This window comes from Sulfurimonas gotlandica GD1, from assembly GCF_000242915.1.
GTDB classification, from domain to species: Bacteria; Campylobacterota; Campylobacteria; order Campylobacterales; family Sulfurimonadaceae; genus Sulfurimonas; species Sulfurimonas gotlandica.
Genome location: NZ_AFRZ01000001.1, coordinates 2702149 through 2714167, shown reverse-complemented (window position 1 = coordinate 2714167; position 12019 = coordinate 2702149). Strand labels below are relative to the sequence as shown.

12 protein-coding genes are annotated in these 12019 nt (G+C 36.6%); 1 reads left to right on the top strand and 11 read right to left on the bottom strand.

Annotated elements, in window-relative coordinates:
* The first annotated feature begins 31 nt into the window (after window positions 1-31).
* The gene (locus SMGD1_RS13345; RefSeq protein ID WP_008337223.1) at window positions 32-649 is read left to right on the top strand and encodes a TetR/AcrR family transcriptional regulator; all 618 of its coding nucleotides are present in this window, start codon (window positions 32-34) and stop codon (window positions 647-649) included.
* A 70-nt stretch (window positions 650-719) separates the two neighbouring features.
* Here SMGD1_RS13345 and SMGD1_RS13340 read toward each other — a convergent pair whose 3' ends face one another.
* From SMGD1_RS13340 to SMGD1_RS13290, 11 genes are all read right to left on the bottom strand, one after another.
* Complete coding sequence (locus SMGD1_RS13340) at window positions 720-1274, bottom strand: 2-oxoglutarate:acceptor oxidoreductase subunit OorC (protein WP_008337347.1); 555 nt, start codon at window positions 1272-1274, stop codon at window positions 720-722.
* Window positions 1275-1283: 9 nt separating this feature from the next.
* A complete protein-coding gene (locus tag SMGD1_RS13335; protein WP_008337183.1) occupies window positions 1284-2141 on the bottom strand; it encodes a 2-oxoglutarate ferredoxin oxidoreductase subunit beta in 858 nt (285 codons plus the stop codon).
* A gap of 1 nt (window position 2142) precedes the next feature.
* The gene (locus tag SMGD1_RS13330; RefSeq protein ID WP_008337557.1) at window positions 2143-3276 is read right to left on the bottom strand and encodes a 2-oxoglutarate synthase subunit alpha; all 1134 of its coding nucleotides are present in this window, start codon (window positions 3274-3276) and stop codon (window positions 2143-2145) included.
* Window positions 3276-3581 carry a 4Fe-4S dicluster domain-containing protein gene (locus tag SMGD1_RS13325; protein WP_008341548.1) on the bottom strand — a complete coding sequence of 102 codons (306 nt, stop codon included), beginning with the start codon at window positions 3579-3581 and terminating at the stop codon, window positions 3276-3278. The genes SMGD1_RS13330 and SMGD1_RS13325 overlap by 1 nt, the downstream gene beginning before the upstream one ends.
* Before the next feature lie 193 nt (window positions 3582-3774).
* Entirely contained in the window at window positions 3775-4647 is an 873-nt protein-coding gene (sucD, locus tag SMGD1_RS13320; RefSeq protein WP_008337356.1) for a succinate--CoA ligase subunit alpha, read from the bottom strand.
* A gap of 5 nt (window positions 4648-4652) precedes the next feature.
* A complete protein-coding gene (gene sucC, locus SMGD1_RS13315) occupies window positions 4653-5825 on the bottom strand; it encodes an ADP-forming succinate--CoA ligase subunit beta (RefSeq protein ID WP_008337152.1) in 1173 nt (390 codons plus the stop codon).
* Between the two features lie 27 nt (window positions 5826-5852).
* On the bottom strand, window positions 5853-6410 hold the full coding sequence (locus tag SMGD1_RS13310; RefSeq protein WP_008337521.1) for a Fe-S-containing hydro-lyase: 558 nt from the start codon (window positions 6408-6410) through the stop codon (window positions 5853-5855).
* A gap of 9 nt (window positions 6411-6419) precedes the next feature.
* Window positions 6420-7271 carry a fumarate hydratase gene (locus tag SMGD1_RS13305; protein ID WP_008337341.1) on the bottom strand — a complete coding sequence of 284 codons (852 nt, stop codon included), beginning with the start codon at window positions 7269-7271 and terminating at the stop codon, window positions 6420-6422.
* A 165-nt stretch (window positions 7272-7436) separates the two neighbouring features.
* On the bottom strand, window positions 7437-8381 hold the full coding sequence (locus SMGD1_RS13300) for a malate dehydrogenase (RefSeq protein ID WP_008337263.1): 945 nt from the start codon (window positions 8379-8381) through the stop codon (window positions 7437-7439).
* Window positions 8382-8398: 17 nt separating this feature from the next.
* Complete coding sequence (locus tag SMGD1_RS13295; RefSeq protein WP_008337415.1) at window positions 8399-10336, bottom strand: FAD-binding protein; 1938 nt, start codon at window positions 10334-10336, stop codon at window positions 8399-8401.
* Window positions 10337-10354: 18 nt separating this feature from the next.
* Window positions 10355-12013: an electron transfer flavoprotein-ubiquinone oxidoreductase gene (locus tag SMGD1_RS13290; protein ID WP_008337275.1), complete on the bottom strand. Its 1659-nt coding sequence runs from the start codon at window positions 12011-12013 to the stop codon at window positions 10355-10357.
* Window positions 12014-12019: the final 6 nt, after the last annotated feature.

Genomic DNA, 12019 nt, shown 5'->3' with positions numbered 1-12019 from the left:
ACGTTTGTTCACTAAATAAAAAAGGTCTATAATGCCCGAAAATACGACACCACATAAAAGAACCGGTACAAAACAAAAGATACTAAAAGTATCAACTGCCCTATTCTCTGAGCTTGGATACAAAGGTACAAGTGTAAGAAAAATAGCAAAAGAAGTAGGTATTAGAGAGAGTGCTATCTATAATCACTACAAGAATAAAGAGGAAATATTTCTAGAGGTTGCAAAAGGTATATTTAGTTCGCCATTCTCTCAGGGAAATACAGATATAAAAGAATCTGCTATGAAAGGTAAAGCTTTTTTGCAAAACTTTACGATGCAGTATAAGCTTCTCACGTTTGATAAGAGCAACGAAAACATGTTTAGACTACTCATGATAGAGCTTTTCCAAAACAAAGAGCTTAGAGAGCAGTTTATGAGTGAATTTCACGATAAGAATGTAAAGATACTCTCTGAGGCATTCTTTATAATGATGCAAAACTCACTCATACGATCACAAGATCCTATGATGATGTCTTATGAATTTTTATCCACCCTATTCTATATGAGATTACAGATAACACTTATGAGGTTTGATAATGACTCCACAACTGCAATATCAACTCAGTTTGAAAAGCATGTTGAGTTTTTTTGGGAAAGTGTAAGAATTTAATACTAATTAATATTACATAAAGAGTTTAAAAAAGGACAGCCCATTACAGGCTGTCCTTTAACATAGCTAATTAAGCCATAGCTTCTTTAGCGTATTTTTCACCAAGCTCATAAGCAGTTTTATTTACTTCGTGAACTTTAGCAGGTACTTTTGAAAGCATTGTTGCGATAAGGGTATCTTTATCAATAGCATTCATCATTGTATTAGCGATTGCTAATGCTACAACAGATTGAGTAATAACATTACCAACCTCTTCTTTGGCGATAGTAATAATTGGAATCTCATGAATCTTCCACATTTTACGATCTGCATCAGTTGGATGAACTAGGTTTGGATCAACAACTATTGTTCCACCTGGCATAACACCATTCTTAAAAGAATTATAACTTACATCCGCAACAGAAAGCATGAAACCAATTTCACCATCATTTGCATATGGATAGTAAATTTCTTCATCATCAAGTTGAATATCAACAACAGTTGGTCCACCACGAACTTGTGATGTATATGTTGCAGTTTTTAGTCCATGTCCACCAGTTTTAATTTTTGCAGCTGCAAAAATCTCTCCAGCAAGAAGAACACCTTGTCCACCAACACCCGTAAATCTCATTAATGTTTTACTCATAGTGTCTCCTTATATTTTTTTCGCAAAGTCATCTTGAGATATTGTTTTTCTCAGACCTTGATGTACTTTTTGAATTTCTGCATACATATCACAATACTCGTCAGCTTCTAGATCTTGCTTTAAAATACCAGTTGGAAGTAAGTTTAGTTGCTCTTCAGGAGTTAAAGTATCATACTTCTTCTTAGGAGTAGTGATACTGTCAATCCACTCAAGGTTTTCCATAGCAGAAACCATTTTATTTTTTCTACCAAGGTTAATGTGACAGTTAGAAAGAACTTCCATCATTGAGAAACCTTTATGTTCCATAGCTTTAATAAGTACTTTTTCTAATTTTTTAGGGTCAAGCATAGACTCACGAGCTACAAAAGAAGCTCCAGCAGCTATTGCTAAATCACAAGTATCAAAAGTTGGGTCAATATTACCAGCTTTTTGAGATACTGTCCACATACCTTTTGGGGTAGTTGGAGAAGTTTGTGAGTTAGTTAAACCATAGATAAAGTTATTGATAACAATCATAGTCATATCTATGTTTCTTCTACAGCCATGAATAGTATGATTGCCACCAATAGCAAGTGCATCACCATCACCAGCAACACATACAACCATTTTGTCTGGTCTAGCCAATTTGATGCCTGTTGCGTAAGCTATAGTTCTACCGTGGGTTGTATGAACAGTATTAAAGTCAACATATGATGAAAATCTTCCAGAACATCCGATTCCTGAAACAACACATACATCATTCTGATTTACGCCCATTTTCTCAATTGCTCTCACGAATGCTTTTAGAATTACACCGTCACCACAACCCCAACACCATAGTGTTGGCATCTTTGAAAGTCTTAAATATTTTTCATAATTGAATGCCATCTTATAATTCCTTTACTTTAGTTACAATCTCATAAGGAGATATTGGTCTACCATTAACTTTAAATAGACCATTAATGTCTAGTCTTGCAGCTGCACGCTGAATTTCACTATGATACTGACCAATATTAAGCTCTACTACTAAAACTTTTTCAATTTTATCAGTGTGCTCTTTTATTTTAGCAGCTGGGGAAGGCCAAATAGTAATTGGTCTAAATAAACCAGCTTTAATACCCTCTTTTCTAAGGTGTCTGATTGATTCTTTAGCAGCAAGTGAAACAGAACCGTAAGCGATAATCATAATTTCAGCATCATCCATCATAAACTCTTCATAAGACTCAACTTCATCTTCATGAAGAGCAACTTTATCTTCTAGTCTTTGGATTAACTTTCTACAAGTCTCAATTTCTTCAGTTGGGAAACCATTTTTATCATGGTGAAGACCTGTAAAGTGGTATCTATAACCTTCATACATAGGGTTAAGAACCGCTGGTTCATCATGCTCACACTGATATGGAAAATAATCCTCAGGAGCACCATCAAATCTTTTTCTTGGAACTATTCCAGCTTCAACTTCTTCTAGAGTTGGAATATTTGCTTTACCATGCATGTGACCAATAGTTTCATCAAGTAAAACAATTACTGGCTGCATGAATCTATCAGCGATATTAAAAGCTCTTACAACTTCAGTATAACATTCAGCTAAAGAACCAGCACATAAAGTAATCGACTTGTAATCACCATGTGATGGGTTTTTAGACTGGAGTATATCACCTTGAGATACACGAGTTGGAAGACCAGTTGATGGACCACCACGCATAACATTTACACAAACTAAAGGTACTTCTGCCATTTGAGCTAGACCTAATTGTTCAGCTTTAAGTGACATACCAGGACCAGATGTAGCAGTTAATGCACGTTGTCCAACCATTGCTGCACCAATTACTGCACAGATACCACCGATTTCATCTTCCATTTGAATGGCTACACCACCCTTAGCAGGTAAAAGATCAGAAACAACATGCATTACTTCACTTGACGGTGTTAGTGGGTAACCACCAAAAAACATACAGCCAGCATCAACCGCTGCAATTGCCGCTAGTTCATTCCCTGTAGATATTACTTCTCTAGTTGCCATTATTTAGCTCCTTGGTTTAGTGACATATAATTATTAGCAATAATAGCAGCTTGGCGCTCTTTTGCTTCGTCAGTAAGTTTTGCAAAACTAAATCCTGCAGCTTTGTATTCTTTTGAATCTGCTACATAAATAGCAAAGTCCGGGCAAGTTAACTCGCACTCATTACAGCCTATACAAGCTTCTGGATGATCAATTGAAATCATTGCACCAAGTGTTGATGTAGATTCATACTTCATACCAAGTACACCTGAACGACATACTGATACACAAATATCACATGCTTTACAGTGCTTGTATTTACCCATACAGGTTGGTTACCTGGGTTTTCAGTTTTAAAAGTTCCCATTTATTCTCCTATTATTAAAGTACAAATTTAATTTGCACATTGCTCTTTATCAACAAAGAGTAGCTAAGTTTTTATAATTTCACTATAAATTGTGCTGTTAGCGCTTTGTAATATAACTTTTTGTTACATTACGAGGCTCGCACAAAAGTAAATTACTTAGCTAGGACCTCTGCGATTGCCTTACCAATTTCAGCTGGTGAAACAACAACTCTTACTCCAGCAGCTTCAAGCGCTTCCATTTTTTCTTTTGCAGTACCTGCACTACCAGATACGATCGCACCTGCATGACCCATTGTTTTACCTTTAGGTGCAGTTTGACCAGCAATAAAAGCAACAACAGGCTTAGTTATTTGCTCTTTAATCAGTTTAGCAGCTTGAATCTCAAGATCTCCACCAATTTCACCAATCATAACGATTGCATGAGTATCTGGATCTGCTTCAAACATTGGTAATATTTGCAAATATGAAAGACCAATAATCGGGTCTCCACCAATACCAACTGCAGTAGTTATTCCAAAACCTTCATTACATACTTGATTTGCACCTTCATAAGTTAATGTACCTGATTTTGAAATCAGACCAACATTACCTTTTTTGAAAATTGAACCTGGCATGATACCAATCTTACACTCTTCCGCAGTGATAATACCAGGACAGTTCGGCCCTATTGTCATCATACCATGCTTAGTTGCGTGAGCTTTAGCAGCTTGCATATCTTTAACCGGAGCACCTTCGGTAATGATTACTGCAAGAGTAATTCCTGCTTCTGCAGCTTCCATTACAGCGTCACCAACAAATGCAGGTGGAACAAAAATCATAGAAACTGTAGCACCAGTAGAGCTTACCGCATCTTTAACTGTATTGAAAACAGGCTTGCCTAAATGCTCTTGACCACCTTTGTTGGGAGTAACACCACCAACAATTTTAGTGCCGTATGCTAAACACTGCTCAGCATGGAAAGTTCCCTCTTTACCTGTAAAACCTTGAACGATAACTTTTGTGTCTTTATTAACTAAAATACTCATATAAACTATTCTCCTTTTGCAGCAGCTACAGCTTTTGCAGCGCCATCGCCTAAATCATTACCAACAATAAGGTTAGGAATATTCGCATTTTTAAGAATTTCTGCTGCTTCTGGAGCGTTAGTACCATCAAGACGAACAATAACCGGAACATTAACATCAGTAAGTTTAGTAGCTTCAATAATACCATTAGCGATACGGTCACAACGAACAATTCCACCAAATATATTTACGAAAATTGCCTTAACTCTAGGATTTTTAAGAATAATCTCAAAACCTTTAGCAACAGTTTCAGCATTTGCAGAACCACCAACGTCTAAGAAGTTAGCAGGAGTTCCACCCATATAATTGATTGTATCCATAGTACCCATTGCAAGGCCGGCACCATTTACCATACAACCGATTTCACCATCAAGAGCAACATAAGAAAGACCATACTTAGCAGCTTCTATTTCATCAGCATCTTCTTCTGTTAAATCTCTCATGGCTGCGATTTCTGGTTGACGTCCAAGAGCAGAATTATCAAATCCCATCTTTCCGTCAAGTGCAAGAAACACGCCCTTACCAGTTTTAACAAGAGGATTTATTTCAATCATCTCTGCATCATTTTCCATATATAATCTAAAAAGTTTTTCTGCAAATTTAATAATGTTCTTCTGCTCAATCTTATCAGTAATACCTAGACCAAATGCAAGTTGACGACCATGAAAACCTTGGAAACCAATAGCTGGGTCAACAGGAATAGTAATTATTTTTTCTGGAGTATTTTCAGCAACAGTTTCAATATCCATTCCACCTTCAGTAGATGCCATAATTAAAGGCATTTCTGATTTTCTATCAAGAACAACAGAAAGATATAACTCGTCTTTAATATCAGCTCCATCTTCGATGTAAAGTTTTTGAACTAATTTTCCTTCAGCAGTAGTTTGGTGAGTAACCAAAGTCATACCAAGAATTTCAGTAGCTAAAGATTCCACTTCATCAATAGATTTAGCAAGTTTTACACCACCGCCAAGACCACGACCACCTGCGTGTATTTGAGCTTTAACAACCCAAATAGGACCACCAAGTACTTCAGCAGCTTCAATAGCTGCCTTTACACTTTCAACCATTATACCTTTTGGTGTTGGTATATTGTATTTAGCAAAAATTTGTTTTGCTTGATATTCATGTATATTCATTTATTCTCCTTGTTTTAAAATGGAAGTCTATTTAACTTCGTACTGAGCGCGACCTATTTTATATAGATCTGCACCATATGTGTCATTAACTACAGTTACCGGAAAGTCAACCACTTCTAGTTTTCTAACTGCTTCAGGACCCAATTCCTCATAAGCGATAACTTCTGCACTTTTAATTTGTTTACCCAAAAGTGCACCAGCACCGCCAGTAGCACCAAAATATACAGCCTTGTGTTCTTGACAAGCATCTGTTACATCTTTATTTCTTTTACCCTTGCCTATCATTCCTTTTAAGCCCTCAGCAATTAAACGAGGAGAGTAAGAATCCATACGATAAGATGTAGTTGGACCAGCACTTCCAATTGGATCACCAGGTTTAGGTGGAGTAGGTCCAACAAAATAGATCACGGCACCTTTAATATCAAAAGGAAGTTCTTTACCTTCATCTAGTAAATCAACTAATCTTTTGTGTGCTGCATCTCTTGCAGTATAAACTGTGCCACTTAAGTAGACGATATCACCACTGTGTAACTCTGAAACAGTTTCATCACTCAGTGGAGTTGTTAAATGATATGTTTTACTCATCGTTTTCCTTTATATAGTGATATGTGTATGACGTGAACTATGACACTGAACATTTACTGAAACAGGTAAAGATGCAATGTGACATGGATTAGATTCAATATGTACAGCTAATACAGTCTCTGTTCCGCCCATACCCATAGTACCGATTCCAAGTTTATTGAGCTCTAGTTTTATGGTGTCTTCTAATTCAGCCATTTCAGGATCTTCATTTACTGAACCTATGTTACGAAATAGCGCATGCTTGGAACTAATAACAGCCTTTTCAAAAGTTCCACCAATTCCAACACCTACAGTAAGTGGAGGACATGGATTTGGGCCAGCATCTGAGATACACTCTCTTACATAATCAATAACACCTTGCTTTCCAGCTGCCGGTGGGAAAACTCTCGCACGTGATACATTTTCACTACCACCACCTTTTGCAGCGTACTCAATATCTATCTTGTCACCTTCAACAATATCAAGATGAATAATTGCCGGCAAGTTATAACCTACTGTATCTTTGTTGTTAGCACGAGTAAAAGGGTGACAAGTAGAAGCTCTTAAGTAGCCCTCAATGTAACCTTTTTCAGTACCTTCGTTGATAGCGTCTTTTAACAGACCACCAACAACTTTAACATCAGCACCAATTTTTACAAAGAAAACTGCCAGTCCTGTATCTTGACACAGTGGACGAGCTTCGCTACTTGCAATATCAGCATTTTCTAAAAGTTGCTTTAAAACTTCTTTACTTACAGGACTTTTTTCATTCTTGTAAGCTTCTTTCATAGCATTTAAAGCATCTTCAGGTAAATTTGAAGCAGAATATACGATTATATCTCTAACATTTTTTACTATTTCTTGATACGCTATCTCACGCATATGCAATCCCTCTTTGTTAAATATTTACACTAAAATATATTTGAAACATAGTTTAGCACGCTTTTTATAATACTGCACATTATATATATTTATTTTTAAACATATAGAAAAGTGTGTAAATTTTACACACTAAGAATTTTGATTTTAGCTCAAAAGGTGTAGATTCTACACAAAGAAATCATTTTCCTTCAAAATATCAATTCCATCTTGAATTGAATCAACAGAAATTTTAAACTTAGCCTTAGTCTCTTCATCTAACTCAAGCTCAATGATTTTCTCAACTCCATTGGCACCAAGAACTACTGGTACACCGACAGTAATGTCTCTGTATCCATACTCACCATCAAGCATAACAGAAGATGGCATTACAATTCTGCTATCATCTAAAATAGCTTCAACCATAACTGAGATAGCACGACCTGGAGCATAATAAGCAGAAGTTCCAAGATACTTAACTATTTCAGCTCCACCATCTTTTGTTCTTGCGATTATGTCTTCCATATCTTCTTTTGTTACAATCTGATCCAAAGGAACACCACCAACAGCTGAAATTTCTGGAAGAGGTATCATGTTTTGTCCATGATCACCTATTAGCATTGCTCTTGTTTGACCAGAACCGTAGCCGACTTTTTGATTTATTTGATATGCCATTCTTGCACCGTCAAGTGCTCCGGCCATACCAATAATTCTATTTCTATTCCAACCAGTCATCTTGTGAATTACATAAGTCATGATATCTAGTGGATTTGAAACACAAATGATAATTGCATTTGGAGAATACTTCATGATATTTCCAACAACATCCTTCATTATTTTTGCATTTATCATTAGTAAATCAGCTCTCGTCATGTCGCTTTTACGAGGCACACCAGCTGTAACTACGATGATGTCACAATCTTTTAAATCTTTTGCATCTTCTGCAGCAGTTACTATAGTTCCACGAACAGAATAACTTGTAGACTGTCCAATATCAATAGCTTTTCCTTTTGCAAGATCACTGTTTATATCATATAGTACAACTTCATGGCATCTACCAGTCATAGTTAAACTATATGCTGCCGTAGCTCCAACAAATCCAGCTCCAACTATCCCTACTCTTCTACCTACCATACAGTCTCCTTTATTTTTTATTTTACTTCAAGCCCAAATGTAAAACCTGAATTAACTTTTTCTATAAGTTCCGGTAATAAATCTTCATATTCACCTAGGATTCCAAAATCAGCATTAGCAAATATTGTTTCTTTTGGATGATGATTAATCGCTACAATAGTTTCAGCCTCTTTCATGCCTGCAATATGCTGAACCGCACCACTGATACCAATAGCAATATATACCTTAGGTCTTACAGTTTTACCAGTTTGACCTACCTGTCTTGCATACTCAGCTAAACCTTCATCAACAACCGGACGACTTACTGCCCATTCTGCGTTAATACCTTTTGCAGTAAGTGCAGCTGCTAAATCTTTAATAAGCTGCATATCATCCCCAACTGTACCTCTACCGCCAGCTATAATTACATCAGCTTCAAATAGATTTTGCAATCCACCCTCACCTCTTACTGTCTCAATAATTTCAGTTACAAAATCATCGTCTGTTAATAGTGGCACAAACTCTAGGACAGATCCTTTTCTACTTGCATCTGGTGTTGGCACTTCAAAGGTACCAGCACGAGCTGTAGATATTTGAGGACATACAAATCCTAAAATCGTTGCAAGCTTAGACTCACCGTAAGTTGGTCTTCTTGATTCTAAGATTGGAGAATATATAATTTTATTTTTTCTATCATAATGTTCTCCAATTTCAAGAGCTGTACAATCTGCTGTAACACCGCCTTGAGTTTTAACGCCAATTCTAGGAGCTAACTCACGACCGGCTGTTGTAGCTGCAAAGAGTGCTATTTCTGGATTTTTTTCTTTAATTACTTGGGCAAATATCGATGAAAAAGGTAGTATTCTATACTCTTCAAGTTTCTCATCTTCAACAGTTATAACTTCATCCGCTCCATGAGCAATAAGCTCTTTTGCTAATTCTGAGATATCTTTGCCTATAAGAAGCGTCATAACTTTTGTGTTATCTCCAAGATCAGATGCCAGATTTCTAGCAGGTGTCAAAAGCTCCAAAGAAGGTCTTGATATCTTTCCGTTTACAACTTCCGCCCAAGTTAATATACCAGATGCCCCGTTTCTAAAATCAACTTCTTTGAAACCTTCTGGTCTTTTTTTCTCTTTAGCAGTTTTCTTCTCTTTTACTTCAATTGTATTTTTTCCAGATTTCATATTTTCAATCAAGCTAGACACTAACTCAGCTTCATTATGACCTTCACACATTTTAATAGGTGCTCTCTCGCTTACAATATTTGCTACTTTTGCAACAATAGTTGGAGATCCGCTAAGACCAATCTTCTCATCACTTAAATTGATATCATCTATATTGAACACTGTTACATTAACATTTCTTGCTTTTACAGCACCACTCAAAGAGACCCGTCTAGGGCTAATTCCAGTTGGAGTAAAAGAAAGAGTACAAGGAAGCGGTAGTCTCATCATCTGATAGCCACCTTCAATAATTCTCTTTGCTTCTATATGTCTGTCCGTTAATTTTGCAACTTCTATAAATGTAGCCTGAGGAATTCCCATATTTTCAGCAACTTGTGATGGGACATGTGCTGTATCTCCATCACTAGTTTGACGTCCTGCAACAATTATAAAGTCTTCATTTAATCCTTTTCCAAAACCCAAATGCTTAAGCATAGTTGAAATTGCTAAACCTGTAGCATAAGTATCTGACCCGCCTAGTCTTCTATCACTTAAAAGATATGCTTCATCATACCCCATAGAGATAGCTTTTTTAAGGGATACGTCAAAAGATGGTGGTCCCATTGAGCACACTATAAGTTTGGCATCTGGATTGTCAACCTTCATTTGAAGCCCAGCTTCCAAAGCGTATCCACAATCTATATTTATAATAGATTTTGCTTTAGTTCTATCCATTAAACCATCGTCACCCATTCTCATCTCAGAGGGTAGTGGTACCTGTTTCATTAAACTGATTATTGTTAAAGCCATGTTTTATTCCTTTGTACTTTACATAAAGTTATAGTCTGGACCGTCACCACCATAAGGTGTAGTCCAAGTAATTCCACTGTTAGGCGATTTAATATCGCAAGTTTTACAGTGAACACAATTTTCAGCATGAATTCTAAGTGATTTATTACCACTCTTCTTATCAACATGAAGTTCATAAACCTCTGCAGGACACATAGAAGCTTCTGCTAAACCATACTCATTTATGTTTGAGGAATTAAACTGTTCTTTGTTATTTACAACTAAATGAACTGGTTGAATTTCATCGTGCATCGCTTTTGAGTAGTAAACTGTTGTAACCTTATCAAATGTAAGTTTTTTATCGTACTCAAGCTTATCGGCAAATCTTTCATTAAAAGGTTGTATAGAAAATTCATTGATTTTTTTAGTTGTAATATAATCATCTTCAACTTTTGGAACCATTAAACAAGCACCGCCAGTAATCAGCTGAACACCCATTTTCAGTCCACCCAAGAGCATTCCATCTTGCATTACTGCTCTCATATTTCTAATTGGATACAGCTCTGTATATATAGAACTGCTGTTTACCAGTTCTTCATATCTGGATAAAGAGGCTTTACTTGTATCATTTTTTACAAGTGCTTCAGCAGCCGCAGTAGCTGCACAGATGCCAGATCTAACAGCTAAATGAACACCTTTCAATCTTGCAGTGCTTAAAAAACCTGCACTATCACCGACTATCATCATGTTGTCAGCGTAATATTTTGGTACCGAGTTCCAACCACCCTCAGGTAGTGTTTTTGCACCAGCTTCAAGGACTGAGCCACCTTCAAGAATCTTTGAAACATATGGATGAGTCTTCCAAACCTGCATAGCTGCATGAACGTCAAAAGACGGATCTTGATAATCAAGTCCGACTACAAGCCCAACTGCGACTCTATTTTCTGTCATTCCATAGATAAATCCACCGCCAAACTCTTCTTTATCTCTTAATGGATAACCAAAAGTATGCTTAACTTCTCCGGCTTTTATATTGCCTTCTGGAATACTCCATATCTCTTTTACGCCCAAAGAATAGATTTGAGGGTTTTTACCAGCATCTAAGTTCAGTTTCTCGATTACTGTTTTAACTGCAGAACCTCTAGTCCCCTCAGCAAATACAGTTATACTGGCGTTTACAGTTGTACCTTCTTGAAAGTTTTTTTGCTTTACACCATGATGATCAACACCAGTATCTTTTGTTTTTACGCCTATAACCTTATTATTACTATCATACACTACTGAATCTACAGCAAAACCAGTATAAATCTCAACACCTCTATCTTGGGCCAAAGTAGCTAAATATTTACATACTTGCCCCAAAGACGCTATGTAATTACCTTCATTTGACATGTATGGTGGATGAAATGGGAGAACTATTTGTGTGTCATTATCATTTAATTTTGCAACTTCATCTGCACCAACTATTGAATCAAATGGTATGCCATCAAACTCTCCAGTTGTTAATAGATGCTGAAATACTTGTGGTCTTATTACAGCACCTGAAAGTATATGTGATCCAATTGAGCTACCCTTTTCAATCAGCATTATTTTTTTATTTTCACCTCGCTGCTTTAGCTTATCTGCTAAAGATATTGCTGTTGCAAGGCCTGAAGGACCTCCACCAACAATAAGCACATCTGTTGAAATATTATCCATTTAACA

Coding starts and splice junctions, on each gene's coding strand:
- SMGD1_RS13335 (WP_008337183.1), bottom strand. CDS start 2,141: ATGGCATTCAATTATGAAAAATATTTAAGACTTTCAAAGATGCCAACA.
- sucC (WP_008337152.1), bottom strand. CDS start 5,825: ATGAATATACATGAATATCAAGCAAAACAAATTTTTGCTAAATACAAT.
- sucD (WP_008337356.1), bottom strand. CDS start 4,647: ATGAGTATTTTAGTTAATAAAGACACAAAAGTTATCGTTCAAGGTTTT.
- SMGD1_RS13290 (WP_008337275.1), bottom strand. CDS start 12,013: ATGGATAATATTTCAACAGATGTGCTTATTGTTGGTGGAGGTCCTTCA.
- SMGD1_RS13305 (WP_008337341.1), bottom strand. CDS start 7,271: ATGCGTGAGATAGCGTATCAAGAAATAGTAAAAAATGTTAGAGATATA.
- SMGD1_RS13300 (WP_008337263.1), bottom strand. CDS start 8,381: ATGGTAGGTAGAAGAGTAGGGATAGTTGGAGCTGGATTTGTTGGAGCT.
- SMGD1_RS13345 (WP_008337223.1), top strand. CDS start 32: ATGCCCGAAAATACGACACCACATAAAAGAACCGGTACAAAACAAAAG.
- SMGD1_RS13325 (WP_008341548.1), bottom strand. CDS start 3,581: ATGGGTAAATACAAGCACTGTAAAGCATGTGATATTTGTGTATCAGTA.
- SMGD1_RS13330 (WP_008337557.1), bottom strand. CDS start 3,276: ATGGCAACTAGAGAAGTAATATCTACAGGGAATGAACTAGCGGCAATT.
- SMGD1_RS13340 (WP_008337347.1), bottom strand. CDS start 1,274: ATGAGTAAAACATTAATGAGATTTACGGGTGTTGGTGGACAAGGTGTT.
- SMGD1_RS13310 (WP_008337521.1), bottom strand. CDS start 6,410: ATGAGTAAAACATATCATTTAACAACTCCACTGAGTGATGAAACTGTT.
- SMGD1_RS13295 (WP_008337415.1), bottom strand. CDS start 10,336: ATGGCTTTAACAATAATCAGTTTAATGAAACAGGTACCACTACCCTCT.